This window comes from Streptomyces xanthochromogenes (genome assembly GCF_014650455.1).
Taxonomy (GTDB): Bacteria; Actinomycetota; Actinomycetes; order Streptomycetales; family Streptomycetaceae; genus Streptomyces; species Streptomyces xanthochromogenes.
On record NZ_BMUZ01000013.1, the window covers coordinates 283421 to 309940 of the forward strand.

General features: G+C 72.1%; 22 protein-coding genes and 1 tRNA gene. 18 read left to right on the forward strand and 5 right to left on the reverse strand.

The window, feature by feature from the left end; genetic code table 11:
• Nucleotides 1–168: 168 nt before the first annotated feature.
• The 8 genes from iolC to IE267_RS39810 all read left to right on the forward strand — a co-directional run bounded on the left by iolC (nucleotide 169) and on the right by IE267_RS39810 (nucleotide 7330).
• The gene (gene iolC, locus IE267_RS31090; RefSeq protein WP_189765456.1) at nucleotides 169–1161 is read left to right on the forward strand and encodes a 5-dehydro-2-deoxygluconokinase; all 993 of its coding nucleotides are present in this window, start codon (nucleotides 169–171) and stop codon (nucleotides 1159–1161) included.
• On the forward strand, nucleotides 1158–2045 hold the full coding sequence (locus IE267_RS31095; RefSeq protein ID WP_167153092.1) for a Cgl0159 family (beta/alpha)8-fold protein: 888 nt from the start codon (nucleotides 1158–1160) through the stop codon (nucleotides 2043–2045). The genes iolC and IE267_RS31095 overlap by 4 nt, the downstream gene beginning before the upstream one ends.
• 26 nt (nucleotides 2046–2071) lie before the next feature.
• Nucleotides 2072–2887 carry a 5-deoxy-glucuronate isomerase gene (gene iolB, locus IE267_RS39800; RefSeq protein WP_229861505.1) on the forward strand — a complete coding sequence of 272 codons (816 nt, stop codon included), beginning with the start codon at nucleotides 2072–2074 and terminating at the stop codon, nucleotides 2885–2887.
• Nucleotides 2878–4767 (forward strand): 3D-(3,5/4)-trihydroxycyclohexane-1,2-dione acylhydrolase (decyclizing), encoded by a 1890-nt coding sequence (iolD, locus tag IE267_RS31100; protein ID WP_229861513.1) that lies wholly within the window; start codon nucleotides 2878–2880, stop codon nucleotides 4765–4767. The genes iolB and iolD overlap by 10 nt, the downstream gene beginning before the upstream one ends.
• 14 nt (nucleotides 4768–4781) lie before the next feature.
• Entirely contained in the window at nucleotides 4782–6284 is a 1503-nt protein-coding gene (locus IE267_RS31105; RefSeq protein WP_189765458.1) for a CoA-acylating methylmalonate-semialdehyde dehydrogenase, read from the forward strand.
• 129 nt (nucleotides 6285–6413) lie between these two features.
• On the forward strand, nucleotides 6414–6767 hold the full coding sequence (locus IE267_RS31110) for an antitoxin VbhA family protein (protein ID WP_189765459.1): 354 nt from the start codon (nucleotides 6414–6416) through the stop codon (nucleotides 6765–6767).
• Complete coding sequence (locus IE267_RS39805; RefSeq protein ID WP_229861506.1) at nucleotides 6764–7075, forward strand: hypothetical protein; 312 nt, start codon at nucleotides 6764–6766, stop codon at nucleotides 7073–7075. Before IE267_RS31110 ends, IE267_RS39805 begins: the two co-directional genes overlap by 4 nt.
• Before the next feature lie 18 nt (nucleotides 7076–7093).
• Nucleotides 7094–7330: a Fic family protein gene (locus IE267_RS39810; RefSeq protein ID WP_229861507.1), complete on the forward strand. Its 237-nt coding sequence runs from the start codon at nucleotides 7094–7096 to the stop codon at nucleotides 7328–7330.
• A 93-nt stretch (nucleotides 7331–7423) separates the two neighbouring features.
• Here the strand turns inward: IE267_RS39810 and IE267_RS31120 are convergent, their stop codons facing one another.
• The gene (locus IE267_RS31120; RefSeq protein ID WP_189765460.1) at nucleotides 7424–7618 is read right to left on the reverse strand and encodes a CTP synthase; all 195 of its coding nucleotides are present in this window, start codon (nucleotides 7616–7618) and stop codon (nucleotides 7424–7426) included.
• 23 nt (nucleotides 7619–7641) lie between these two features.
• On the opposite strand from IE267_RS31120, the gene IE267_RS31125 reads away from it, so the two are divergent.
• The 5 genes from IE267_RS31125 to IE267_RS31145 all read left to right on the forward strand — a co-directional run bounded on the left by IE267_RS31125 (nucleotide 7642) and on the right by IE267_RS31145 (nucleotide 14333).
• On the forward strand, nucleotides 7642–8199 hold the full coding sequence (locus IE267_RS31125; RefSeq protein ID WP_189765461.1) for a LysR substrate-binding domain-containing protein: 558 nt from the start codon (nucleotides 7642–7644) through the stop codon (nucleotides 8197–8199).
• A gap of 286 nt (nucleotides 8200–8485) precedes the next feature.
• Nucleotides 8486–9883 (forward strand): APC family permease, encoded by a 1398-nt coding sequence (locus tag IE267_RS31130; RefSeq protein ID WP_167153097.1) that lies wholly within the window; start codon nucleotides 8486–8488, stop codon nucleotides 9881–9883.
• Nucleotides 9884–9904: 21 nt separating this feature from the next.
• Nucleotides 9905–10675 (forward strand): maleylpyruvate isomerase family mycothiol-dependent enzyme, encoded by a 771-nt coding sequence (locus IE267_RS31135; RefSeq protein ID WP_189765462.1) that lies wholly within the window; start codon nucleotides 9905–9907, stop codon nucleotides 10673–10675.
• A gap of 182 nt (nucleotides 10676–10857) precedes the next feature.
• On the forward strand, nucleotides 10858–13467 hold the full coding sequence (locus IE267_RS31140) for an alpha/beta fold hydrolase (RefSeq protein ID WP_229861514.1): 2610 nt from the start codon (nucleotides 10858–10860) through the stop codon (nucleotides 13465–13467).
• 8 nt (nucleotides 13468–13475) lie between these two features.
• Nucleotides 13476–14333: an ABC transporter permease gene (locus IE267_RS31145; RefSeq protein WP_161245654.1), complete on the forward strand. Its 858-nt coding sequence runs from the start codon at nucleotides 13476–13478 to the stop codon at nucleotides 14331–14333.
• 104 nt (nucleotides 14334–14437) lie between these two features.
• Here the strand turns inward: IE267_RS31145 and IE267_RS31150 are convergent, their stop codons facing one another.
• Together IE267_RS31150 and tsaD are read right to left on the reverse strand one after the other, a co-directional pair.
• Complete coding sequence (locus IE267_RS31150; protein WP_161245650.1) at nucleotides 14438–15709, reverse strand: aspartate aminotransferase type Ic; 1272 nt, start codon at nucleotides 15707–15709, stop codon at nucleotides 14438–14440.
• A 171-nt stretch (nucleotides 15710–15880) separates the two neighbouring features.
• Nucleotides 15881–16939 carry a tRNA (adenosine(37)-N6)-threonylcarbamoyltransferase complex transferase subunit TsaD gene (gene tsaD, locus IE267_RS31155; protein WP_189765490.1) on the reverse strand — a complete coding sequence of 353 codons (1059 nt, stop codon included), beginning with the start codon at nucleotides 16937–16939 and terminating at the stop codon, nucleotides 15881–15883.
• Between the two features lie 171 nt (nucleotides 16940–17110).
• On the opposite strand from tsaD, the gene nicT reads away from it, so the two are divergent.
• On the forward strand, nucleotides 17111–18259 hold the full coding sequence (nicT, locus tag IE267_RS31160) for a Nickel transporter NicT (RefSeq protein WP_189765464.1): 1149 nt from the start codon (nucleotides 17111–17113) through the stop codon (nucleotides 18257–18259).
• Between the two features lie 136 nt (nucleotides 18260–18395).
• On the opposite strand, the gene IE267_RS31165 is transcribed toward nicT, so the two are convergent.
• A tRNA-Arg gene (locus IE267_RS31165) sits at nucleotides 18396–18471 on the reverse strand.
• Nucleotides 18472–18836: 365 nt separating this feature from the next.
• On the opposite strand from IE267_RS31165, the gene IE267_RS31170 reads away from it, so the two are divergent.
• From IE267_RS31170 to IE267_RS31185, 4 genes are all read left to right on the forward strand, one after another.
• Nucleotides 18837–20441: a dynamin family protein gene (locus IE267_RS31170; protein WP_167153100.1), complete on the forward strand. Its 1605-nt coding sequence runs from the start codon at nucleotides 18837–18839 to the stop codon at nucleotides 20439–20441.
• Nucleotides 20438–22150, forward strand: a complete 1713-nt coding sequence (locus IE267_RS31175; protein WP_189765465.1) for a GTPase — start codon at nucleotides 20438–20440, stop codon at nucleotides 22148–22150. Before IE267_RS31170 ends, IE267_RS31175 begins: the two co-directional genes overlap by 4 nt.
• 299 nt (nucleotides 22151–22449) lie before the next feature.
• Entirely contained in the window at nucleotides 22450–23010 is a 561-nt protein-coding gene (locus tag IE267_RS31180) for a single-stranded DNA-binding protein (protein ID WP_167153102.1), read from the forward strand.
• Nucleotides 23011–23335: 325 nt separating this feature from the next.
• The gene (locus IE267_RS31185; RefSeq protein ID WP_229861508.1) at nucleotides 23336–24760 is read left to right on the forward strand and encodes a thioester domain-containing protein; all 1425 of its coding nucleotides are present in this window, start codon (nucleotides 23336–23338) and stop codon (nucleotides 24758–24760) included.
• Nucleotides 24761–25121: 361 nt separating this feature from the next.
• Here IE267_RS31185 and IE267_RS31190 read toward each other — a convergent pair whose 3' ends face one another.
• Nucleotides 25122–26384: a tyrosine-type recombinase/integrase gene (locus IE267_RS31190; protein ID WP_189765466.1), complete on the reverse strand. Its 1263-nt coding sequence runs from the start codon at nucleotides 26382–26384 to the stop codon at nucleotides 25122–25124.
• Between the last annotated feature and the right edge of the window lie 136 nt (nucleotides 26385–26520).

Below are 26520 nucleotides of genomic sequence, written 5' to 3' on the forward strand. Positions count from 1 at the left end.
GGGGCCCGGGAAGGGTGTCAAGGCCACGTCCGAATGTAAGGACAAAAGATTGACAGGGGCGGGAGCGGGCGGCTAGACCTGGGGTCACCGGCGATCCGGCGACCGGGCGATCAGCGACTCCGCTGTCCGGCTGTCCGGCTGTCCGGCCGGCGATCCGAGGGGACGTGCATGGACGAGGTTCCGTATGACCTGATCACGATGGGCCGGATCGGGGTCGACCTCTACCCGTTGCAGACCGGGGTGTCGCTCGCCGAGGTCGACTCGTTCGGGAAGTTCCTCGGCGGCTCGCCCTCCAACGTGGCCGTCGCCGCGGCCCGGCTCGGCCGCCGCGTCGCGGTCGTCACGCGTACCGGGCGCGATCCGTTCGGTGACTACCTCCGCAAGGAACTGGGCGAGTTCGGGGTGGACGCGCGCTGGGTCACTCCCGTGGACGGGCTGCCCACTCCGGTCACCTTCTGCGAGGTGTTCCCGCCGGACCACTTCCCGCTGTACTTCTACCGGCTGCCCAAGGCGCCCGATCTGGAGCTGTGGGAAGGGGAGTTGGACCTCGACGCGATCCGGGCGGCCAGGATCTTCTGGGTCACCGGGACGGGCCTGTGCGCGGAGCCGAGCCGGACGGCGACGCTGGCGGCGCTGCGGGCGCGGGGCACTGCACCCGCCCGGGGCGGCTCTCGTTCGTTCACCGTCTTCGACCTCGACTGGCGGCCCATGTTCTGGAAGGGCACGGCCGAGACTGCCCCGGCCGAAGCCCGGGTCCACTACCGCGCCGCCCTCGCCCACGCCACCGTCGCCGTCGGAAACATCGACGAGTGCGAGGTCGCCACGGGCGAGCGTGAACCCCGGGCCGCTGCCCAGGCGTTGCTCGGGGCCGGCGTCGAGCTCGCCGTCGTCAAGCAGGGGCCCGAAGGGGTGCTCGCCGTGCACCGGGACGGCACCGTCGCCGAGGTGGCGCCGGTGCCGGTCGAGGTGGTCAACGGACTCGGCGCGGGGGACGCGTTCGGCGGGGCGCTCTGCCACGGGCTGCTCGCCGGATGGGAGCTCGAACGCGTCATGCGGTACGCGAACGCCGCCGGGGCCATCGTCGCGTCCCGGCTCGCCTGTTCCGCCGCCATGCCCTTCCCCGCCGAGGTCGAGCACGTCCTGGAAGGGGGCCGGGCGTGAGCGCCGCCCTCGGGCCCGGCGGGCTCGCGGCGATCCGGGCCCGGCATCCCGGGGCCGTCGCCGAGGCCGCCGCCCGCCGGGTGCGCAGACCGCTGCTCCGGGGCGACGGCGGGCGGCTGATGGTGATCGCCGCCGACCATCCGGCCCGGGGCGCGCTCGGTGTCGGCGGCGACGGGCTCGCCATGGCCGACCGGGGCGATCTGCTCGACCGGCTCCGGCTCGCCCTGTCGCGGCCCGGCGTCGACGGCGTGCTGGCCGGGGCCGACGTCCTGGAGGACCTGCTGCTGCTCGGTGCCCTCGACGACAAGGTCGTCATCGGCTCCATGAACCGCGGCGGCCTCGCCGGCGCCGCCTTCGAGCTCGACGACCGCTTCACCGGCCACCGCGCCCAGGACCTGGACCGGCTCGGCTTCGACGCGGGCAAGCTGCTGCTGCGGATCGACTATCAGGACCCCGGCTCGCTCGACACCCTGCACGCCGCGGCCCGCGCGGTCGACGACATGGCCGAGCGCCAACTCCCCCTGTTCGTCGAGCCGTTCATCTGCCATCGCGACAACGGCAAGGTGGTCCACGACCTCTCCGCCGAGGCCGTCACCCGGTCCATCGCCATCGCCTCGGGCCTCGGCGGCACCTCCGCGTACACCTGGCTGAAGGTGCCCGTCACCGAGAACCCGGACGACATGGCCCGGGTCATGGCCACCAGTACGCTCCCCGCGGTGCTGCTCGGCGGCGACATAGGGGACGACCGGGACGCCGCCTTCGAGAAGTGGCGCGGGGCGCTGCAACTGCCCACCGTGCAGGGCCTGGTCGCGGGCCGCTCGCTGCTCTATCCGGCCGACGGCGATGTGGCGGCGGCCGTCGACACCGCCGTCGGACTGCTGTAGCGGGTGGAGAGGGTAGGGATCGGATCATGGATCACCAGGAACTGCACGTACGGGCCGGGACGTCGGGCCGCGACGCGTACGGCCTCGACATCGGCCCGGCGCGAGGCGTCCTGCGCCACGCGTCCCTGCGGGTGCTCGACCTGCCGCCCGGCGGCTCGCACCTGCTGGCCGCCGGGGACAGCGAATGGCTCGTGGTGCCGCTCGGCGGCGGCTGCACGGTGCGTACCGAAGGGGTCGACCTCGAACTCGCCGGACGTGCGGGCGTGTTCGACGGCCCCACCGACTTCGCCTACGTTCCGCGGGACGCGGACGCCCGGATCACCTCCGGCGCGGGCGGTCGCTTCGCGCTGGCGGGAGCGCGGTGCGAGCGACGGCTCCCCGCTCGCCGCGGTCCCGCGCCGGAGGTGCCCGTGGAGGCCCGGGGTTCGGGCAACTGCGCCCGCAGCGTGCGCAACTTCGCCGCCGCGGACGCCTTCGCCTGCGACCGGCTGATCGCCGTGGAGGTGATCACGCCGGGCGGCAACTGGTCCTCGTACCCGCCGCACAAGCACGACGAGCACGTGCCGGGACGGGAGAGCGAGCTGGAGGAGATCTACTACTTCGCGTTCGAGCGGTCCGGCGGCTACGGCTACCACCGGATCTCGCCGTCCCGCGCCGGCGGCGCCGAACTGCTCGCCGAGGTCCGCTCCGGCGACGCGGTGCTCGTGCCGGACGGCTGGCACGGGCCGTCCATCGCCCAGCCCGGCAATGCCATGTACTACCTGAACGTCATGGCGGGGCCGGGGCCCGAGCGGGAGTGGAAGATCTCCTTCCACCCCGATCACGTGGAGGGATACCAGTGACCGGTACGACGCGCCGCCTCACCACCGCCCAGGCCCTGGTCGCCTTCCTGGCGCGCCAGTACACGGCGTGCGACGGCGTCAACCACCGTCTGATCGCGGCGACCTGGGGCGTCTTCGGGCACGGGAACGTCGCCGGGATCGGGCAGGCGCTGCTCGAATCAGGGCCGGAGGTCATGCCCTTCCACCAGGGCCGCAACGAGCAGGCCATGGTGCACGCCGCCGTCGGCCACGCCCGCCAATCGGGCCGGCTCTCCACCCACGCGGTGACCACCTCCATCGGGCCCGGCGCCACCAATCTCGTCACCGGCGCGGCCCTGGCCACCGTCAACCACCTGCCGGTGCTGCTGCTGCCCGGCGACACCTTCGCCGGCCGGCCCGCCGACCCCGTCCTCCAGCAGCTCGAAGTCCCGTACGCGGGCGATGTGTCGGTCAACGACTGTCTGCGGCCGGTCTCCCGCTACTTCGACCGGATCAGCCGGCCCGAGGCGCTGATCACGGCCGCCCTGAACGCGATGGGCGTCCTGACCGACCCGGCGAACACGGGCGCGGTCACGCTCGCGCTGCCGCAGGACGTCCAGGCCGAGGCGTACGACTGGCCGGAGGAGTTCTTCCGTGAGCGGGTCTGGCAGGTGCGGGCGCCTGCCGTCGACCCCGAGGAACTGGCCGTCGCGGTAAGGGAGTTGAGATCGGCCCGGCGGCCGCTGATCGTCGCGGGCGGCGGGGTGCGGCACGCCCGCGCGCAGGACGTCCTCGGCGCGTTCGCCGAGGACACCGGCATCCCGGTAGCGAGCACCCAGGCCGGCAAGGGCGCGCTGCCCCACGACCACCCCCAGGACGTCGGCGGCGTCGGCCACACCGGCACCGCCGCCGCCGACGAGCTGGCCAGGACCGCCGACGTGGTGCTCGGCGTCGGCACCCGCTGGACCGACTTCACCACCGCCTCGGCCACCCTCTTCCAGCACCCGGACGTCCGCTTCCTCAACCTCAACGTCCGCCCCGCCGACGCGCACAAGATGGGCGGCCACCAGCTGGTCGGCGACGCCCGCACCGGCCTCGCCGCGCTGCGCGACGCCCTGAAGGGCCATCGCGTACCCGCCGACCACGAGGCCGAGTGCGCGCGCCTGAAGGCCGCGTGGGAGGTCCGGGTGAGCGCCGCCTACGCCACCGCGTCGGAGGACGCGCGCCCCACGCAGGCCCAAGTCCTCGGCGTACTCGACACCTTGGTCACCGGGGACGACATCCTGATCAACGCGGCCGGTTCGCTCCCCGGCGACCTGCACAAGCTGTGGCGGACCCGGTCGCGCGACCAGTACCACGTCGAATACGGCTACTCCTGCATGGGCTACGAGATCCCCGCGGCCGTCGGGGTGGCCCTCGCCGCGCCCGGCCGGCCCGTCTGGGCGCTGGTCGGCGACGGTACGTATCTGATGAACCCCACCGAAATCGTCACCGCGGTCCAGGAGAACCTGCCCATCAAGGTGGTGATCCTCCAGAACCATGGGTACGCCTCGATCGGCGGGCTCTCGGACGCGGTGGGGGGTGAGGGGTTCGGCACGGCGTACCGGTTCCGGGGGCCGGACGGCAGCTTCGGCGGGGCCGCCCTTCCGGTCGACCTGGCGGCCAACGCGGCCTCGCTCGGGATGCGCGTGCTGCGCGCCGAAACCGTGCGTGACCTGCGGGAAGCCCTCGCGCAGGCGCGCCGTTCGGACGTGCCTACATGTGTCTACGTGGAGACCGAAACGCCCGACACAGTGTCGGGCCCGCCCCCGGCCCAGGCGTGGTGGGATGTGCCCGTGGCCGAGACCGCGACCCGCACGTCGGCGGTCACGGCCCGCGAGGAGTACGAACGGCACGTCACCGCCCGACGCCGCCATCTGTGAAGGAGCACTTGGACATGACGAAGACCGTCCACCACTGGATCGGTGGCAAGACCGTCGAAGGCACGTCGGGCAACTTCGGCCCGGTGACCGACCCCGCGACCGGCGCGGTCACCACGCAGGTCGCCTTCGCCTCGGCCGAGGAGGTGGACCAGGCCGTCGCCATCGCCAAGGCGGCGTACGCGACCTGGGGCACGTCCTCGCTGGCCCAGCGCACCACCGTGCTCTTCAAGTTCCGGGCGCTGCTCGACGCGAACCGGGACGCCATCGCGGAGCTGATCACCGCCGAGCACGGCAAGGTGCACTCGGACGCGCTCGGCGAGGTCGCCCGCGGTCTGGAGATCGTGGACCTGGCCTGTGGCATCACCACCCAGCTCAAGGGCGAGCTGTCCACCCAGGTCTCCAGCCGGGTGGACGTGGCCTCCATCCGCCAGCCGCTGGGCGTGGTGGCGGGCATCACCCCGTTCAACTTCCCGGCGATGGTGCCGATGTGGATGTTCCCGCTCGCCATCGCGTGCGGCAACACCTTCATCCTGAAGCCGTCGGAGAAGGACCCGTCGGCCTCGATGAAGATCGCCGAGCTGCTCGCCGAGGCGGGGCTTCCCGAGGGCGTCTTCACCGTCCTGCACGGCGACAAGGTCGCCGTCGACGGGCTGCTCGCCCACCCGGACGTGGCCGCCGTGTCCTTCGTCGGCTCCACGCCCATCGCCCGCCACATCCACACCACCGCCTCCGCCAACGGCAAGCGGGTGCAGGCGCTCGGCGGCGCCAAGAACCACATGCTGGTCCTGCCGGACGCCGACCTGGACGCGGCCGCCGACGCCGCCGTCTCGGCCGCCTACGGCTCGGCGGGCGAGCGCTGCATGGCGATCTCCGCGGTCGTCGCGGTGGGCGCGATCGGCGACGAGCTGGTGGAGAAGATCCGCGAGCGCGCCGAGAAGATCAAGATCGGCCCCGGCAACGACCCGTCCTCCGAGATGGGCCCGCTGATCACCGCGGCCCACCGCGACAAGGTCGCCTCCTACGTCAAGGGTGCCGCGGCCCAGGGCTCCACGGTCGTCCTCGACGGGTCCGACTACACCGTCGACGGCTTCGAGAACGGCCACTGGATCGGCCTGTCCCTCCTGGACCACGTGCCGACCTCGGCCGACGCCTACCGCGACGAGATCTTCGGCCCGGTCCTGTGCGTGCTGCGCGCCGAGACGTACGAGGAGGGCCTGGCGCTGATCAACGCCTCCCCCTTCGGCAACGGCACCGCGATCTTCACCCGCGACGGCGGCGCGGCCCGCCGCTTCCAGCTGGAGGTCGAGGCCGGCATGGTCGGCGTGAACGTGCCGATCCCGGTGCCGGTGGGCTACCACTCCTTCGGTGGCTGGAAGGACTCGCTCTTCGGCGACCACCACATCTACGGCAACGACGGCACGCACTTCTACACCCGCGGCAAGGTCGTCACGACCCGCTGGCCCGACCCGGCCGACGGCCCCTCCGGCGTCGACCTGGGCTTCCCCCGCAACCACTGAAAGCGCCCCGCCCCCGCCCCCGTCGGCCCCGGCCGGCGGGGGCTTCGGCCTTCGGCTCTCGCCGACGCTGCCACGTTGGCCGTACTGATTTCTGTACAGATTCCGGTACGTCCGGAGTAGCATGGCCTCATGGACAAGATTCCCGAGGTGGTCACGGTCAGCGACGCCCGCGTCGGTCTGTCCCGGATGCTCGCCGAGTTGGAGAGCGACGGTGCCGGGGCGGAGCCGGTCCTTATCGGGGCGCACCGCAAACCTCAAGGGGTCCTTCTCTCCGTGGCGGCGTACGAGGCACTGAGCGGCCGAGCGGCGCGCCGGGCGGCCGCCGACTCGGCCACGGGATCGCTGGCGGCCGAAGGGCTGACGACTACGGAGGAGTCGGCCCACGACACGGAGGCGTACGTGGCCGGGCGGATGTCCGCTGACGATCTCGTGTCCCGAGCGGTCGCCCGTCATTCGGCCACAGCCGCGAGGCGCGCCGGGTGACCGACCCCTATGTCACCCCGAACGGTGTCCTGCGCAACCGACTCGGCATCACCGACGCCGACCTGCTGGCGCAAGCCGAGGCGGACATTGCACACGCCGAACTGATCCGGCTCTCGGAGTGCCCATTGGATGGGGCGTACGACCTGAGGCATCTGCAAGCCTTCCACGTGGCGATCTTCGGTGTGATCTACCCCTGGGCGGGTGAGCTGCGCGTGGTGGAGATCTCGAAGCACACTCCTTTCTGCCCGTCGATCAACCTGATGCCCTTCAGTGACGAGGTATTCGGACGGCTCGCATCCGGCGGCTAGCTGCGTGGTCTGGGGCGGATGGAATTCGTCGACGCGCCGGCCGATCTGTACGGCGATCTGAACGCGCTTCACCCTTTTCGGGAGGGCAACGGCCGCACTCAACGAGCCTTCGTGGCCCAGCTGGCCTCGGACGCCGGGTACGAGCTGAGCTGGGCGGGTCTGGATCCGGCGGAGAACGAGCTCGCGAGTATCAAGAGCTACCTCGGCGACAACGAGCCGCTGTCGCGCATGCTGGACGCCCTGCTCATCGCCTGAACCATGTGTGTACGACAGCTGGGGACCGCGCATGTCCCGCCGCTTGCCGCACCGTCCACACCCCTAACGTTTCGCACGCGAGCAGCAACGCCCTCACCGGGCCGCCCGCGCGTGCGTCACCGCGGCCGTCGCGAGCCCTCGCAGGGTGTCCAGGTGGGTGGCGCTCGCGCCGTAGTTGCGGTGGTAGCGCTCCAGGCTCCGCTCGGCGCCCAGCAGCCCCGACGCAAGCGAGCCGGGCGTCAGCAGGATCGCCCCCTCGCGGCCGATCAGCGAGCAGGCGAGGGGCACCCACCGAGGCGGGGGAGCGCCTCATGGAGCACGCCCGGCCGCTGCTGCCGCGCCTGGAGGCGGCCCGCGCCGACCTCGCCCGGCTCACCCGGGTGCGGCCCGCCCGGCTGGCCCTCGCCTGCGCGCCCGCGGACCTCACCCCCGCGCCCAGCGGCCCGCTGCCGCTGCCCGACGTGGGCCCGATGGTCACCCGGGCCGCCGCGGAGGAGCCCCTCGCGGTGCTGCTCCCCGCCTCCCATCCCCTCGCCGGCCGCCCCGCGCTGCACCTGACCGACCTCGCCGACGCCCGCTGGATCGACGCCCCCGACACCGCCGTCCCCCTGGCCGAGCTCCGCGCCGCCGCCCGCAGCGACGGCTTCGCGGCTCAAGTGACGTACGGGGGAACGGACTTGAGGGGGCTCGGGATGCTCGTCGCCGCCGGGCACGGGCTCGCCGCGCTCGCGCCCGGGGTGGCCGAGGGCCTCGCGGGGACGGTGGCGGTACGGGTCTCGGCGCCGCGCCTGGTGCACCGTACGGAGATCGTCCACCCGCGCGGCCCGGGCGAGCCGGTGCGGGCCCTGGTGGCCGCGCTGGCCGGCTGAACGGGCGCGAGCGCGTCCAGAACGCGGAAAGTTACGGACAAACTTCGGCACCCGCGCTGCGGTTCCCGCACACCCCGATCGTGGTGCCTTGACGCGCCCTTAACGCCGAATAGCGGTGCCGGGCCGCGACGGATCTTCGGATTCCGCAGGTAACCCCCTATTGACCTGCGGTTCTCCGAAGGATTGCATATCGGCACCCGGGAGCCGCCGAACATTCACCATCCCGCCTACGGAGGCGATACCGCTCCCGCGCATCGGAACCGCACCAGTCGATCGGAACCGCACGATGACGGAAACGCTCAGCGCCCCCCAGGCGCTCGCCCCCGCGACCGGCCCCACCCCGCAGAAGCTCAAGCGTTCCATCGGCGTCGTGGGCGGCACCCTCCTCACGCTGTCGTGCGTGACGCCCGCCTCCACCCTCTTCGTCGTCGTGCCCGACCTCTTCGCCACGCTCGGTACCTACACCGCGCTCACCATCGCGATCGGCTCGCTGCTCTGTATCGCCGTCGCCTTCTGCTACTCGGAGCTGGGCACCCTCATTCCGAGCGCGGGCGGCGAATACGCCATGGTCTCCACGATGGCGGGGCGGCTCGCGGGCTGGCTGGTGTTCGTGCTCTCACTGCTGGTCGTGATGATCGTGCCGCCCGTCATCGCGATGGGCACCGCCGACTACCTCGCCCCGATCGTGCACATACCGGCCCCCGCCGCGGGCGCCGGAGTCATGCTGCTCGCCACCCTGGCCGGCCTGCTCGACCTGCGGGCCAACGCCTGGATCACCGGCATCTTCCTCGTCCTTGAGGTCATCGCCGCCGGAGTGGTCGCGGTGCTCGGCTTCGCCCACAGCGAGCGCGGCGCCTCCGCCCTGGTGCACGGCTCGGTCGCCGGAGACGGCGGCGCGCCCTCGACGGTCACCGCGATGATGGTGATCTCGGGTCTCGCCATCGCCCTCTTCATCACCCAGGGCTTCTCGACGGCGGTCTACCTCTCGGAGGAGCTGGAGCACCCGCGGCGCAACGTCGCCCGCACCGTGCTCGCCACCCTCGCCATCTCAACCGCCGTGATCCTGGTGCCCGTTGTCGCCATCACGCTCGGCGCCCCCGACCTCGCCGCCCTCACCAGCGGCAACCTCAGCGACATGGTCACCGCGTGGTCCAACTCCGCGGTCGGCACCTTCGTCAGCCTCTGCGTCGCGCTCGCCATCATCAACGCGGGCATCGTCATGGTCATCCAGAACTCCCGGGTCCTGTTCGCCTCCGCCCGCGACAAGGCGTGGCCCGAGCCCGTCAACCGGGGCCTGTCCCGCCTCGGCCGGTTCGGCTCCCCGTGGGTGGCCACCCTGCTCGTCGGCGTCCCCGGCGCGGCCCTCTGCTTCGTCAAGCTCGACACCCTCTACGGCGTCACCGGCGTCTCCGTGACCGCGATGTACCTGCTCGTCGCCGTCGCCGCCCTGCTGTGCCGGCGCGGCCCGCACAAGCACGTCGCCGCCTGGCGGATGCCGCTGTGGCCCGCGGTGCCGGTCCTGCTCATCGCCGTACTCGCCTACATCCTGACCCAGCAGGAGACCGAGTACCTCCTGTGGACCGGCGGCATCGTCGCCGTCGCCACCCTGTACTGGGCGCTGTACCTGCGGCCGCGCCGCGACACCCGCTGGCTCGTCAGCATCCCCGAGGACAGCCACGTCTGAGCCGTTGCCTAGGGTGGCGCCATGACTCTCGAACATGGTGCCTACTGCGAGGAACTCGTCCGCCAGACAGCCGAGTTGAGGTCCCACCTGTCCGGTGCGGACCTCGCGGCGACCGTGCCCACCTGCCCGGACTGGACCCTGCGGGAGCTGGCCGTGCACGTGGGCGGCGCACACCGCTGGGTCGACCACATCGTGCGCACCCGGGCCACGGACATCGTCAAGTGGAAGGACGTGCCCGGCGCCGGCGGCCCCGGCAGTGACGACGCGGCCGCCCTGGACGCCTGGCTCGCCGAGGGCGCCGAACACTGCGCCGCGGCCCTGCGCGAGGCCGGGCCCGACCTGAAGGTGTGGTCCTGGATGGGCGACACCACCACCTCGTTCTGGTCGCGCCGGATGACCCACGAGACCGCCGTGCACCGCGCGGACGCGGCCGGCACGGTGGGCGCGCCCTACACGCTGCCCGCCGACGTGGCGGCCGACGCCCTCGACGAGTGGCTCGGCATCATCACCTTCGTCCAGGCGTTCAAGAAGAGCGAAGCCCCGCTCGGCGAGCCCGGCCAGTCCCTGCACCTGCACGCCACGGACGCCCCCGACGCCGAGTGGCTCATCGAGATCGGCGACGAGGGCTTCACCTGGCGGCACGCCCACGAGAAGGCGACGGTGGCGCTGCGCGGCCCCCTCGCGGACGTCCTGCGCGTCTTCTACCGCCGCCTGCCCGCCGACACCCCCGGCGTCGAGGTGCTCGGTGATCCGGCTGTCCTCGACCGCTGGCTGACCACGACCTCCTTCTGAAAGGTTGCGGGCGGGAGGGGGCGGGGCCGGCGCGACCCGCCCCGCCCGCCCCCAGCGCACCCCGTACTCCCCCCGCGGTACGCGAACAGGCGCCCGTACTCCCCGGGTACAGCGCGCACTTCCACCCTGGGGCAGCATCGGTTGTCGGCGCGGGCGCATACCGTTGGGGGATGGAGATCAGCATGCGCAGACGCCGATGGCGGGTGGCCGCGGGGGCGGGCGCCCTCGTCGCCCTGGCCGGCGCCGGCGTCTGGAGTGCCGCCGGCGCCTCGGGTGCCCCCGCCGTGCACCGCGAGGACCGGGTGCTCGACATGCCCGGAGCGAAGATCGACACGTCGTTCTTCACCGCGGGCAGCCCCCACGACAAGCGGCCCGCCGTGCTGATCGGACACGGCTTCGGCGGCAGCAAGACGGAAACGAAGGGCCAGGCCGAACAGCTCGCACGCGACGGGTACGCCGTCATGACGTGGTCCGCGCGCGGCTTCGGCAGCTCCACCGGGCAGATCGGGCTCAACGACCCCGCGGCCGAGGTCAAGGACGTCTCACGGCTCATCGACTGGCTGGCCGAGCGCCCAGAGGTACGGCTCGACGGCGCGGGCGACCCGCGCGTCGGCGTGACCGGGGTGTCCTACGGCGGCGCGATCTCGTTGCTCGCCGCCGGATACGACAAGCGGGTCGACGCCATCGCCCCCGAGATGACGTACTGGAACCTGTCGGACGTCTTCTTCCCGGACGGCGTCTACAAGAAGCTCTGGGCCGGGATCTTCGTCTCCACCGCGGGCGGCTGCCAGAAGTTCGAGCCCCAGATCTGCGCGATGTACAACCGGGTCGCGACCGCGGGGCAGCCGGACGAAGCGGCCGAGAAGCTCCTGGAGTCCAAGAGTCCCTCCGCCGTGGGCGACCGGATCAAGGTGCCCGCGCTGATCATGCAGGGGCAGACGGACTCGCTCTTCCCGCTCGGCCAGGCCGATGCCATGGCCAGGCGCATCGCCGCCAACGGCGCCCCGGTCGCGGTCGACTGGATCGCGGGCGGCCACGACGGCGGCGACCGCGAGACCGGCCGCACCCAGGCCCGCGTCACCCAGTGGTTCGACCGGTACCTGAAGGACGACAAGAGCGCCGACACCGGCCCCGCCTTCCGCGTCACCCGCACCGGCGGGGTCAACTCCACCGATGGATCGGCCCAGTTGAGGGGCGCGAGCAGTGGCACGTACCCCGGCCTTGAGAGCGATCCGCACACCGTCGCGCTCACCGGCCGCGAGCAGAGCTTCGCCAATCCGCCCGGCGGCGCACCGCCCGCCATCTCGGCGGTGCCCGGCCTCGGCGCAGGCCTGTCCGGACTGTCCTCCCTCGGCGTCGGCCTCTCCCTCGACTTCCCCGGCCAGTACGCCAGGTTCGACTCGGCGCCGCTGGCCGCCGGGCTGCACCTCACCGGCTCGCCGACCGTGCGGATCAAGGTGAAGTCCACCGGGGACGACGCCGTGCTCTTCGGGAAGGTGTACGACGTCGGCCCCGACGGCAAGCAGCAGGTGCTGCCGTCCCAGCTCGTCGCCCCCGTTCGGGTCGCCGGAGCCAAGGACGGCAAGGCCGTCGAGCTGACGCTGCCCGCCGTCGACCACACCATCGAGGCGGGCCACCGGCTCTGCCTGGTCGTGGCCGCCACCGACCTGGGTTTCGCCTCTCCGGCCGCGCCCGCCACCTACACCGTCTCCCTGGACGGCGGCGGCCTGGCCGTGCCCACCGTGCCCGCCGCGAAGACCGCCTCGGCGGGGCTCGCCTGGTGGGTGTGGGGGCTGCCGCTGATCGGAGCCCTCATCGGCGGCGCGCTCCTGGTCACCCGGCGCACCCACACTCCCGACCCCGATCCGGAGCTTGCCCAAGTGCCGCTCCAGATCGCCGGCTTGACCAAGAAGTACGCCAAGTCCAGCGACCGGTATGCCGTACGGGAGCTGTCCTTCCGTGTCGACAAGGGGCAGGTGCTCGGTCTGCTCGGGCCCAACGGCGCCGGCAAGACCACCACCCTGCGCATGCTCATGGGCCTCATCCGGCCCGACGACGGCGAGATCCGGGTGTTCGGCCACGCCATCCGGCCGGGCTCGCCGGTCCTGTCCCGGGTCGGCGCCTTCGTCGAGGGCGCCGGCTTCCTGCCGCACCTGTCGGGCCGCGAGAACCTGGAGCTGTACTGGGCGGCGACCGGCCGCCCCGCCGGGGACTCCCGCATCGAGGAGGCCCTGGAGATCGCGGGCCTGGGCGACGCCCTCCAGCGCGCGGTACGGACGTACTCGCAGGGCATGCGCCAGCGCCTCGCCATCGCCCAGGCCATGCTCGGCATGCCGGACCTGCTCATCCTCGACGAGCCGACCAACGGCCTCGACCCGCCGCAGATCCGCGAGATGCGGGACGTGATGATCCGGTACGCCGAGGGCGGCCGCACCGTGATCGTCTCCAGCCACCTCCTTTCCGAGGTCGAGCAGTCCTGTACGCATCTGGTCGTGATGGACCGCGGCCGGCTCGTCCAGGCGGGCCCGGTCGCCGAGATCACCGGCGGGAGCGACATCCTGCTCGTCACCACGGTCGAGCCGGTCGCCGAGGCCGTCGTCGACAAGGTGGCCGTGCTGCCCGGCATCGGCTCGGCGCTGCGCACCGAAGAGGGCCTCCTGGTCCGGCTCGAAGGAGCCACCACCACCGAGCTCATCGCCGAACTCCTGCGCCTGGACGTGCAGTTGACCGGTGTCGGACCGCACCGCCGCCTGGAGGACGCCTTCCTCACCCTGATCGGAGGTTCCGCGTGAGCACCCTGATGGACACCCCGGCGGGCGAGACGGCACCCGGCTACCGGGCCCGGCACACCCTGCCGCTGCGCGTCGAGGCCCTGCGGCAGCTGAAGCGCCGGCGCACCCTGGTCATGGGCGCGGTCCTCGGCGCGCTGCCGTTCGTCCTGATCGTCGCCTTCGCCATCGGCGGCAGCCCGAGCAGCCGCAACGGCCGCATCACCCTGATGGACACGGCGACCGCGTCCGGCGTCAACTTCGCCGCGACCTGTCTGTTCGTCTCTGCGGGCTTCCTGCTCGTGGTGCCCGTCGCGCTGTTCTGCGGCGACACCGTGGCCTCCGAGGCGAGCTGGTCCTCGCTGCGCTACCTGCTGGCGGCGCCGGTGCCGAGGGCCCGGCTGCTGTGGTCGAAGCTGGCGGTGGCGCTCGGGTTCAGTGCGGCGGCGATCGTGCTGCTGCCCGTGGTGGCGCTCGCGGCGGGCACCGCCGTCTACGGCTGGGGGCCGCTCCAGATCCCGACCGGCGGCTCACTCGGTGCCGGGCAGGCCGTTCCCCGTCTGGCCCTCGCGGTCGCCTTCGTCTTCGTGTCCCAACTGGTCACCGCGGCGCTCGCGTTCTGGCTCTCCACCCGCACGGACGCGCCGCTGGGCGCGGTCGGCGGCGCGGTGGGCCTGACCATCGTCGGCAACGTACTGGACGCGGTGACCGCGCTCGGCCACTGGCGGGACTTCCTGCCCGCGCACTGGCAGTTCGCCTGGGCCGACGCACTCCAGCCGCACCTGGAGTGGGGCGGCATGCTGAAGGGCTCGGCGGTCTCCGTCGCCTACGCCCTGGTCCTCTTCGCCCTTGCCTTCCGCGGCTTCGCCCGCAAGGACATCGTGTCGTAGCCCTGGGGGGCGAGGACCCCGTACGCGCGACGGCCGCCTGCGAGGCCCGGTGATCCGGGACGCTCGAAGGCGGCCGACGCGTCTGTGCCCTGATCAGGCCCTGATCAGGCGGCGAGGAGCTTCTCGTAGCCGACGAGCCGCACACACGCGGTGAGGCCGAGGATCGCCTGCTCCAGCTCCGCGAGGCCCGGGTAGCTGGGCGCGATGCGGATGGTGGCGTCCTTCGGGTCGCTGCCGTACGGGTGCGTCGCGCCCGCCGGGGTCAGGACGACGCCCGCCTGCCCGGCCCGCGCCACGACCTCCCTGGCGCAGCCCTCGGGCACTTCGAGCGTGACGAAGTAGCCGCCCTTGGGCAGCGTCCAGCTCGCGAGGCCGGTGCCGCCGAGCTCGCTCTCCAGGATGCGCTGGACGGTCTCGAACTTGGGCTGGAGCAGCGCCCGCTGGCGCTCCATGTGGGCCCGTACGCCCTCCGCGTCCCGCAGGAACAGGACGTGCCGCAGCTGATTGACCTTGTCCGGGCCGATCGAGCGCTTGGAGTTGTTGGCGAGCAGCCACTGCACGTTGGCCGGCGAGGAGCCGAAGAAGGCGACGCCCGCGCCCGCGGCGGTGATCTTCGAGGTGGAGCCGAAGACGAACGCCCGGTCCGCGTGGCCGGCCTGTGCGCAGGCGCCGAGGAGGTCGGCGATCTCGACGGGCTCGTCGGTGAGGTGGTGGGCGGCGTAGGCGTTGTCCCAGAAGATGCGGAAGTCGGGGGCCGCGGTCTCCATCCGGGCCAGCCGCGCCACCGTCTCGTCGCTGTAGCTGATGCCGCTCGGGTTGCTGTACTTGGGCACGCACCAGATGCCCTTGATGCCCGCGTCCTCGGCGACCAGGCGCTCCACCACGTCCATGTCCGGGCCCGCGTCGGTCATCGGAACCGGGATCATCTCGATGCCGAACCGCTCGCACAGCGAGAAGTGCCGGTCGTAGCCGGGCACCGGGCACAGGAACGCGAGGCGCTCCTGGTCGACCCAGTGCGACTCGGCGCCGGGAACGACGCTCAGCATCGCGTGCACCAGGCAGTCGTGCATGAGCTCCAGGCTGGAGTTGCCCGCGGCGAGCAGCTGCCCGGCCGGCACCTGGAGCACCTCGGCGAATATCTCCCGGAGCTCCGGGAGACCCTGCAGACCGCCGTAGTTGCGCACGTCGGTGCCGTCGGCGGAGGTCCAGCGGCCGCCGGGCAGGCTGAGCAGGTCCTCGGAGAGGTCGAGCTGCTCGGGCGCGGGCTTGCCCCGGGTGAGGTCGAGCTTGAGACCGCGGGCCGCAAGCGCCTCGTAGTCCTGCCGGGCCTGGTCGAGCAGCCCGGCCAGGGCGTCGGAGGTCAGCTCGGTGGTCATGGTGTTTCCTCTCGCGGGGCCGCGCGGGCGTGGGACGGCATGGGGTGGGTGCGCCGTGTCGAGCTTACAAAGAGCTCCCTGAGCACCGGACGACCGCCTTCCCCGGGGCCGGACGCTCAAGCGGGCACGGGCCGCGCCCGCCGCCCGGACGGGCGCACCCGGGCCGTCCGCTCAAGCGGGCACGCCGCGCGCGACCGGGTGCAGGGCCGCGTACTCCAGCGGCGCGGACGGGTCGACGGAGATGTCCAGCGGGGCGGGCGCCGCGCCCGCGCGGGCCAGCAGGTCGCCCACCGCGGCGATCATCGCGCCGTTGTCGGTGCACAGGCCGAGCGGCGGGACGCGCAGGGTGATCCCGGCCGCCGCGCAGCGCTGTTCGGCGAGCGAGCGCACCCGGGAGTTCGCGGCGACCCCGCCCACCACGACCAGGGTGTCCACGCCGTGCGCACGGCAGGCCGCGACCGCCTTGCGGGTCAGCACGTCGGCGACCGCCTCCTGGAGCGCGGCTGAGCCGTCGGCGACGGGGAGCACACGGCCCGCGTGCCGCTCGGCCCAGCGGGCGGCCGCCGTCTTGAGCCCGGAGAAGGAGAAGGCGTACGGATCGTCGTGCGGCCCGGTCAGCGGCCGCGGGAACGCCACGGCGCCGGCGTCGCCGTCCCGGGCCGCCCGGTCGATGGCGGGGCCGCCGGGGTAGGGCAGACCGAAGACGCGGGCGACCTTGTCGAAGCACTCGCCCGCCGCGTCGTCCAGGGTGTCGCCCAGGTGGACGATCGGGTCGCGGGCCAGGTCCCGTACGAGCAGCAGCGAGGTGTGGCCGCCGGAGACGATCAGCACCATGCAGGGGTTGGGCAGCGGGCCGTGCTCCAGGGTGTCGGCGGCCACGTGCCCGGCCAGGTGGTGCACCCCGTACAGCGGGACGCCCAGGCCGTAGGCCAGTGCCTTCGCGCCCGCGAGTCCGACCTGGAGGGCGCCGGAGAGCCCCGGCCCGGTCGTGACGGCGACCGCGCCGATGTCGGATGCCCTCAACCCGGCCTGTTCCAGGGCCCGTTGGACGACCGGGGTGAGGGAGTGGACATGGGCGCGGGCGGCGATCTCCGGCACGACCCCGCCGTAGCGCGCGTGCTCGTCCATGCTCGACGCCACCGCGTGGCCGAGCAGCCGTCCGTCCCGCACGAGCCCGGCACCGGTCTCGTCGCAGGACGACTCGATCCCGAGCACCACCGGAGCGCCCACCCCGACCACCTCTTCCCCTTCTACTGCCTTCATGTTGCTGTTGCAACTGGTGTGCAATAAGGATAGGGGGTGGCCGTCGGAGGTCGGCCTTTACTGGGGGTTGGTTGCAGTTGCGAGTGCTGCGCAAGAAGGTGGAGCACGCCACGTGACCAGGAAGAAGGGCCGGCTCCCATGGCCAGCACCACACAGTCCACCGCCCCGCCGACCGGCCCGCAGGGCTCTCGCCTACGGGCCTTCCGGGCATCGCTGACGCGGCAGGAGTGGACCCGGCTCGGCGGGATGGCGGCCTTCATCGTGGCGCTGCACGTCATCGGCTGGTTCACCCTGGTGGCCATCGTCGCGCCCGAGCACTACAGCCTCGGCACCAAGTCGTTCGGTGTCGGGATCGGGGTCACCGCGTACACCCTGGGGATGCGGCACGCCTTCGACGCCGACCACATCGCGGCCATCGACAACACCACGCGCAAGCTCATGAACGACGGCCAGCGCCCGCTGTCGGTGGGGTTCTGGTTCTCGCTCGGCCACTCCTCGGTCGTGTTCGGCCTGGCCTTCCTGCTCTCGCTCGGGGTGCGGGCGCTCGCCGGGCCGGTGCAGGACGACGACTCGAAGCTGCACGACGTCACCGGCCTGATCGGCACGACCGTCTCCGGCACGTTCCTGTACGTGATCGCCGCGTTCAACCTGGTGATCCTGGCCGGCATCTGGAAAGTGTTCCGCCGGATGCGCTCCGGGGACTTCGACGAGGCCGCGCTGGAGGACCAGCTGAACAACCGCGGCTTCATGAACCGCCTCCTCGGCCGCGTCATGAAGTCGATCACCAGGCCGTGGCAGATGTATCCGCTGGGCCTGCTCTTCGGCCTCGGCTTCGACACCGCCACGGAGATCGCCCTGCTGGTCCTCGCGGGCTCCGGCGCGGCGTCCGGACTGCCCTGGTACGCGATCCTGTGCCTGCCGGTGCTGTTCGCGGCCGGCATGTCGCTGCTCGACACCATCGACGGCTCGTTCATGAACTTCGCCTACGGCTGGGCTTTCTCCAAGCCGGTCCGCAAGGTCTACTACAACCTCACCGTCACCGGTCTGTCCGTCGCGGTCGCCCTGGTCATCGGCACCGTCGAACTCCTCGGGCTGCTCGCCGACAAGCTGGATCTGCACGGCGTGTTCTGGGACTGGGTCGGCGGCCTCGACCTCAACGTGATCGGCTTCGTCGTCGTCGGCCTGTTCTTCCTCACCTGGGTCCTGGCCCTCCTCGTGTGGAAGTACGGCCGCATCGAGGAGAAGTGGACGGCGGGGCTGCGCTCCGCGGAGCAGCGGGCGGACTGACGCCGGATGGCGGGGCGCCGAGGGGCGGGGGCTCCGCTTACGCCCCCGCTACCGCCGCCCCGCTACATTGCTCGGACAAATCGGTCCGACCAGCAAAAAGGCCCTCCCGAAGGAGGGCCGTACTGCTGTGGCGCGGTGGCGCCCCCGGCAGGACTCGAACCTGCGGCCAAGCGCTTAGAAGGCGCCTGCTCTATCCACTGAGCTACGGGGGCCGGATGGGGCCTCGGTGGCCTGGAGCCCCGGGCCGGGCAGGGTGTGGGTCCGGGACGGGTCCCGGGCCGGTGACCTTGCCGGGGACAAGGATAGGGCTCCTGTCACCTCGTCCCGGTTGCTTCACCTGCGTGGCACGATGTGGAGGTTCGGTGAAGCGAACCGATAATCGCAGGCAGGTGCGAATCATGCAGCGCTTTTGACGCTCGCGGCGCAGGGTGTTGTGCACTCGTTATGCCTGCGTCCCACTCGTCCCGTGTGTCCCATCTGTCCGTTCGGCGCGTCTCGGTGGCCTATGGACGCGCGCGGAAGTGGCCATACGCTTCAAAAAGCCGCCAAAATTGGGCATTCTTCGCATGTGGTGACCATGGACGTACGGCCTCAGCTCATCGACGCACTTTCCGCCCTGCGCGACAGTGTCGCCGCCGTGCGTCTCCCACTGCCCCTGCCGGGCGCCCCGCGCGCCCGGCAGACGCGCAGTGAGCTGCTCGCACAACTCGACGACTATCTGCTGCCCCGGCTCCGAGATCCCGAAGCCCCGCTCCTCGCGGTCATCGGCGGGTCGACCGGCGCCGGCAAGTCCACCCTCGTCAACTCCCTTGTGGGGCGCAGGGTCAGCGAGGCGGGCGTGCTGCGGCCCACCACGCGGACGCCCGTGCTCGTGTGCCACCCCGACGACCGGGAGTGGTTCTCCGGGCCGCGCGTGCTGCCCGAACTCACCCGCGTATGGCTGCCGCAGCAGAACGAGGACGCCGAGCGCGACGGCCTGCCCGGGCAGGAGGACGAGGGGGCCGTACGCGTCGAGACCGCCACCACGCTGCCGCGCGGGCTCGCGCTCCTCGACGCCCCGGACATCGACTCGCTGGTCGTCGGCAACCGCATCCTGGCCGCCGAACTCATCTGCGCCGCCGACGTCTGGGTCATGGTCACGACCGCTTCCCGTTACGCGGACGCCGTGCCCTGGCACCTGCTGCGTACCGCGAAGGAGTACGACGCCACCCTGGTCACGGTGCTCGATCGGGTGCCGCACCAGGTGCTCGCCGAAGTGTCGCGCCAGTACGGTGCGTTGCTCACCCGGGCCGGGCTCGGGGAGGTGCCGCGGTTCACCGTGCCCGAGCTGCCCGAGTCCGCCGGCGCCTCGCACGGGCTGCTGCCCTCCACCGCGGTGGCCGCGCTGCGGACCTGGCTCACCCACCGCAGTCAGGACCCGGCCGCCCGCCAACAGGCCGTCGCCCGTACCGCCTCCGGCGCGATCGAGTCCCTCAACGCGCGGATGCCGGAGCTCGCTTCGGCCGTCGCCGCCCAGTACGCCGCCGCCGTACGCCTCACCGGGGCCGTCGAGGACGCGTACGCCAAGGAGGGTGAACGGGTCCGGCGCCGCCTGCGGGCCGGCGAGGTGCTTGCCGGGGACGCGCTCACCCGCTGGCGCGCCCACCCCGGCGGCGCCACCTCCGCCGAGCTCCTGGACGCGCTCGTGGACAGCCTCGCCGAGCTCCTGCGCTGCGCGGCCGCCGCCGCCGACGAGCGGGTCAGGGACGCGTGGGCGCGCGAACCGGCGGCGGGTCGGTTCGCCGACGAGGTACGCCAGGTGGACCCGGAGGACCGCATCGGGCTCGCCGTGCGGCGCTGGCGGCGGGTGCTCGAAGAACTGGCCGAGGAGGAGGTGCGGGAGATGGAACGCTCGCTCGCGCCCGACCCCGAGACCGTGGCGGCGCTGCTCGCCGCCGCCCTGCTCGGCGGCCGCCGGGCCCGTCGGGCGGGGGAGCGGCTCGCCGAACGGATCGGCGCGCAGGGCGCGCTGCGGCTGCGCGACAAGGGCGGCGAACTCGTCGCCACGTACATCGACCAGGTGCTCGGCGCCGAACGCGAACGGCGGCTCGCGCCGCTGGACGCCCTGGAGGTGACACCCGAGCCGCAGGCCGGGCTGATCGCCGCACTGTCCGTAGTGCAGAAGGAGAGGAAAGCGGCATGACGCAGGAGGTCGACGACCGCTGGGCCGACGGGCTGATCGCGCGGCGCGCCGCCGAACCCGGCGAGATGACGTCCCCCCGGGAAGAGGGGGCCGAGCCGCAGGACGACGCCACGTTCGAGCCCATCGGAGGACCGTACGTCGGCGAGGTCCGCGGGCGCCTGGACGCGCTGCGCGAACTCGTCGGCCTGTCCCGCACCCGGCTCGACTCGACGGCGCTCGCCGAGGCCGGGCGGGTGCTCGACGAGGCGTCCGCGCGCCAGCGCCTGTCCGCACGGCACACCGTCGTCGCCGTCGCCGGCGCCACCGGAAGCGGCAAGTCCACCCTCTTCAACTCCCTTGCCGGAAGCCAGATTTCGGACACCGGACTGCGCCGCCCCACCACCGGCGCACCCATCGCGTGCAGCTGGACCGACGGCGCCGCGGGCCTGCTCGACCGGCTCGGCATCCCCGGCCGGCTGCGCCGTCGCCCGCTGGACAACGCCGGTGTCGACCTGGAGGGCCTGGTCCTCGTCGACCTCCCCGACCTGGACTCGGCACTCGTCTCGCACCGGCAGGCGGCCGACCGCGTGCTCGCCCTGGTCGACGCGATCGTGTGGGTCGTGGACCCCGAGAAGTACGCCGACGCCGTGCTCCACGAGCGCTATCTGCGCCCCCTCGCCGGGCACGCCGAGGTCAGCTTCGTGGTGCTCAACCAGGTGGACCGGCTGCCCGGTGACGCGGCCGACCAGGTCCTCGACGATCTGCGCCGGTTGCTCGACGAGGACGGCATGGCACTCGGCGAACACGGCGAGCCCGGCGCCTCGGTGCTCTCCCTCTCCGCGTTGACCGGCCAGGGCGTGGGGGAGCTGCGCGAGCAGCTCGGCCGGTTCGTGCAGGAGCGCGGCGCCGCCGCCCGCCGGCTGGCCGCCGATGTGGACGCGGCGGCCGTCGAACTGCGCCCGCTGTACGTGGCGGACGGCCGGCCCGGGCTCGGCGAGCGGGCCCGCCGGGACTTCGCGGACCGCCTGGGCGAGGCGGTCGGCGCCTCGGCCGCGGGGGAGGCCGCCGAACGCGAGTGGCGGCGCAACGCCCAGCGTGCCTGCGGGACTCCCTGGCTGCGGCTGTGGCGCTGGTACGACCGAATCCGCGTCCCGGCCCTGCAGCGGCCCCGCTCCGATGCCCAGGTGGAGGAGCAGGTCACCGCCCGCCAGCGGGTCGAGCAGGCGGTCCGCACGGTGGCCGACGAGGCCGCGGCCGGGCTGCCCGCACCCTGGGCCCAGGCCGTGCGCGAGGCGGCGGTGCGGGGCGCGGACGGGCTGCCCGAGGCGCTGGACGAGCTCGCGGTGCGCGAGGAGCTGGAGCGCGGCACCTCGCCCCGGCCGCGGTGGTGGCCCGCCGCGGTGCTGGCCCAGATGGTCATGACCGGTATTCAGATTGTCGGCGGCCTCTGGCTTCTCGGACAGATCGTCGGAGTGCTGACGCCGGGCCTGATCGTCCCCGCGCTCGTGATGCTGGGCGGCATCGTCGGCGGCCCGCTCATCGAGTGGGCGTGCGCGGTGGCGGCGCGCGGCCCCGGGCGGCGCTACGGCCAGGAGGCCGAACGTCGGCTTCGCGAGGCCGCGGCCGCCTGCGGCCGGGCCAAGGTCCTGGATCCGGTGGCCGCCGAACTGCTGCGGTACCGGGAGGTGCGCGAGCAGTACGCGGCGGTGGTGGGGGCGGGGAAGAGGTGAGGGCGGGCAAGGGGTGAGGGCGGGCAAGGGGTGAAGGGGTTTTCCACAACGCCGGAGTAGTCCACAGGCTCCGGCACGTACTCCCCGTCCGGTCCAGCATGGAGATCGACAGCGCAAGGGTTCGATCGGCGGCTGGACCGGGCGGGGTTTTCTCTGCCCACCAGGGGCCGTACGGGACCTGCCGGATCTGCGGAACCTGCGGGATCTGCGGAATCTACGCGTTGTACGGGCGTTGCGCGTCGCACCGGTGCGACGCGTCGTACGGACATCAGGCAGGGACGGCACGGGGGTTGAGGGCAGTGAACGAGACGATGGTGACGCTGGTCGGCAATGCGGCCACGCAGGTGGAGTGGCGCGAGACGGCGACGGGCGGGGTGGCCCGGTTCCGGCTCGCGGTGACCGCGCGCCGCTTCGACCGTGAAAGGCAGTCCTGGGTCGACGGGGCGACCAGCTTCTACACGGTGTGGGCGGCGCGGGCGCTCGGCATGAATCTGACGGGCTCGGTCGCGATCGGCGAACCGGTCGTGGTGCACGGCCGGTTGAAGGTGCGGGACGAGGACCGCAAGGACGGCTCGCGCCGGTTCTCGGCCGACGTCGACGCGGTGGCGGTCGGGCACGACATCTCGCGCGGCACCAGCGCCTTCCGACGGGTGTTCAGGGGCGAGGCGGCCCCGGTCGGACGAGCTGGCCCGCCGGGGGCGGAGGGCGGCCCGGTGCCGGGCCCGGAGGCGGCCTCGGCCGGTGCGGCCGATCCCGTCCCGACCGACGGAACGGGGGCGGTTTCGGCCAAGGACATTCCGGCGGTGGTATGGGAATCGGCCACGCCGGTGGCCGAGACGGTTCCTTCGACGCCCTTCTGAACGGGGGGACTTGAGAAAGAAAGTTGGGGAAGGGGAGTGCGAGGGGGTGGAGGGGGAGCGCAGGCCGGGGCACGGCCAGTGTCCCTAAACTCCCCTTCTGTCCAGGGGATTTGTCGATAAGCCCAGGTGACACACGCGTTCTGGGATAACGATTCTGAATCGGAATGGTTATCTGATGTCATCCCTGCGGATCGTCGACTTCCGCATCCCTAGGATTCCGGCGTACTCACGGGGCACTTGAGTCTGCCGGCGAGGCACTTCCCCCACGCGCACCTCTCGTGCACGCGCACCACATGCGAAAGAGCCTCGCCCGAAGGGGAATTCTGTGTTTTCAGCCGTTAACGGGCCTTCCGCCCGCAAGCGGGGTGCTCTGCGCCTCGCCACCGCCACAGCCGTCACGGGTCTCCTCGCGGCCGGTGCGATAGCCGGCGCGGGCACGTCCTTCGCGGACACGCCCGACCAGCAGGGCCAGGGCGGCGCCACCGCGACCATCCAGGGCCTTGAGCCCGGCTCCTTCGCCGACGCGATCATCACGAACGGCCGTGAGACGGAGAAGGTTTCCGCGGGTCTGTTCCGGATGAACGTCGACGGCGGCGGCACGCTGCGCACGTACTGCATCGACATCCACAACCCGACGCAGCGTGAGGCGAAGTACCGCGAGACGCCGTGGAGCGGCACCTCCCTGGCGACCAACAAGGACGCCGGCAAGATCCGCTGGATCCTGGAGAACTCCTACCCGCAGAAGAACGACCTCGGGCAGCTCGCCAAGGACGCGGGTGTCAGCGGCAAGCTCAACAACGCCGAGGCCGCCGCCGCCACCCAGGTCGCCATCTGGCGCTACTCGGACGGCGCCCAGGTCAAGGCCAAGAACAAGGACGCCGAGAAGCTCGCCGAGTGGCTGTACGACAGCGCGAAGGTCGTCGAGGAGCCCAAGGCCTCCCTGACGCTCGACAACGCGTCGGTGGCGGGCAAGGCCGGCCAGAAGCTCGGCCCGGTCACGGTGCACACCAACGCCGACAAGGTGACGGTCACCGCGTCCGAGGAGCTGAAGGCCACCAAGGTCCAGGTCGTCGACGAGGGCGGGAAGGCCGTAACCTCCGCCGTCAACAACAGCAAGCTCTACTTCAACGTGCCTGCTGGTACCCAGCCGGGCGCCGGTTCGCTGCGCCTTTCGGCCACCACCCAGGTGCCGGTCGGCCGCGCGTTCGCGAGTGACTCCAAGAGCCAGACCCAGATCCTCGCGGGCTCCAGCGACTCGACGGTCAACGCCGAGGCCAAGGTTTCCTGGGCCAAGCAGGGTGCCATCCCGGCCGTGACGGTCAAGAAGGACTGCGCCAAGGGCGGCGTGGACATCACCGTCACCAACAAGGGCGACGAGGCCTTCCCGGTGACCGTCGGCGGCAAGACCGTCGCCACGGTCCCGGCGGGCGGCTCGAAGACCGTGCTGTTCCCGGTCGCGGAGGACGAGAAGTACGACTTCACCATCGCGGGCCAGCACTTCTCCGGAACGCTCGACTGCAAGACCGCCGGTACGCCGTCGACCCCCCCGTCCTCGAAGCCCAGCCCCGCCTCGGCCGGTGGCAGCTCGACCGGGACCAACGGGAGCAACGGGACCACCGGTGGCACCAACCTCGCCGAGACCGGTAGCTCCAGCTCCACCCCGATGATCGCCGGTGCGGCGGTCGTCCTGGTCCTGCTCGGCGGCGGCGCCGTCTTCTTCCTCCGCAAGAAGAAGACCGCGGGTCACTGACCAGCACCCCGGTGAGCTCCGACTGAGCTGACCCCGACGGCCCCGGTACGCATCGCGTACCGGGGCCGTCGCCGTGCGCGGGCCGACCCCGGCGGGGCGGGCGGGCCGGGGACGGCAGCCGTGCGCGCAGCGGCATCCCGGCCGCGAGGCGCCCGTCGGCGACGGTCGGTAACAGGTCCGCTACCCAAACCGGCCCCGAACGCCCAGGTCGTGGGCCCGGGCCCATACCCGTTTCCCCCGGGGGGTGGCCGTCAGGCAAGATGGGGTGTTTTTGGCGAGTCCGACCATGGAATAGGCCCCTGACCAGCGGCGGAACCGCTAACCAAGGGCCTATTTGGGGCCGTGGGCCGTCTGTGGGCCGTTAGGCTGCTTCCGGGAGCCCCGGCAGAGCCCCGGGGTGGATGCGGTGGAAGACGGCCGACACAGCCTTGCGCGTCCGCTCCTCGCTGCTCGGCATCAAGTGCGTGTAGATCCGCAGCGTGAAGCCAGGGTCCGAGTGTCCCAGATAAATACTCAGAGCCTTGATGCTCTCCCCGCCGTCCAAGAGCATCGACGCGTAGAAGTGGCGCAGCGCGTGCATGCCGTCGTCGGGTGCAGCGGCATAGCGCTGGCCTCGCTCCCTGGGCGGGATGACACCAGCGGACGCCAGAGCGGGTTTCCACACGAAGTCATCGAAGTAGCTGCGCCAGATGGCACGCCCCACGCCGCTGGTGAAGACCAACTGCCGGGCAACCAAGGGGCCGTCCGGTGTCTTCCACGGCAGCTTGACCTCAACCGGCGGAAACCGGCGCATGTGGTCACGGAAGGCGCCCGCTACCACCGGGCTGAGCGGCACGTCCCGCAACTTGCCCCTCTTGGGCGGGGCGAACACAAGCGTTCCGCGCACGCGCTTGACCTGCTGGCGCACGTACACCCATCCGGTCCCGAAACCGATGTTGTCCGCGTCCAGGCCCAACACTTCGCCCTGGCGCAGTCCGCAGCCGCCGGCCGCATCTACGGTGGCCGCGTACCGATCGGGCAGCCCAGCACGCACCGCGAGTACGCGAGACTCGGGCCACGGCTGAATCAGCCGGGGATCGGGGTCCGGGGCCTTGACCGACTGGGCATGGCACGGGTTCTTCTTGAGTACGCCGTCATCCACGGCCGCGTTGAACAGGGACGACACCGAGTCGTAGATGGCACGCCGGTAGGTGGCGTTGGGCACGGCGGACTGAAGCGTGCTCAGCCAGGTGCGCACGTGTTCAGGCTTGAACGACCCCATGGGGCGCTTCCCCAGGTGGGGAACCGCGTGAAGTCGGATGCGCCGGTCGACAGCTTCCTGACTTCCCAGGTCGGTTGTCAGACCGCCGAGCCACTTCGCTGCGTACTCGCGGAACGTGACCTGTCCGGCCTTCGGGTCGATGTAGTCGCCCGCGTCCATGTCCGCCTGAATCTTCGTAAGCCACTTCTCAGCGCGCCCCTTCTGGCGGTCCGGGAAGCTCTTGGACTGCTCGGTGCCATCAGGGCCGACGTACCGGGCGCGGTAACGCAGCCCGATGCCATACCGGTCGCTCTTGATGCGGTGAGGCTTGCCGTCGGCGCCGATGTCGGTCTTGTACCAGCGGTCTTGAATGTGGCCTGCCACTTCGAGCTCCTCGGGAACGTGAGCAGGGACGCGACCGGTGGTCGCGTCCCTGCTGGGTGGTGGGGTTCAGTCGTCGTCGTGGTCGGAGCGGCTGTCGACCCAAGCGCGTACAGCGGCGGGGTCATAGCGCACGTGC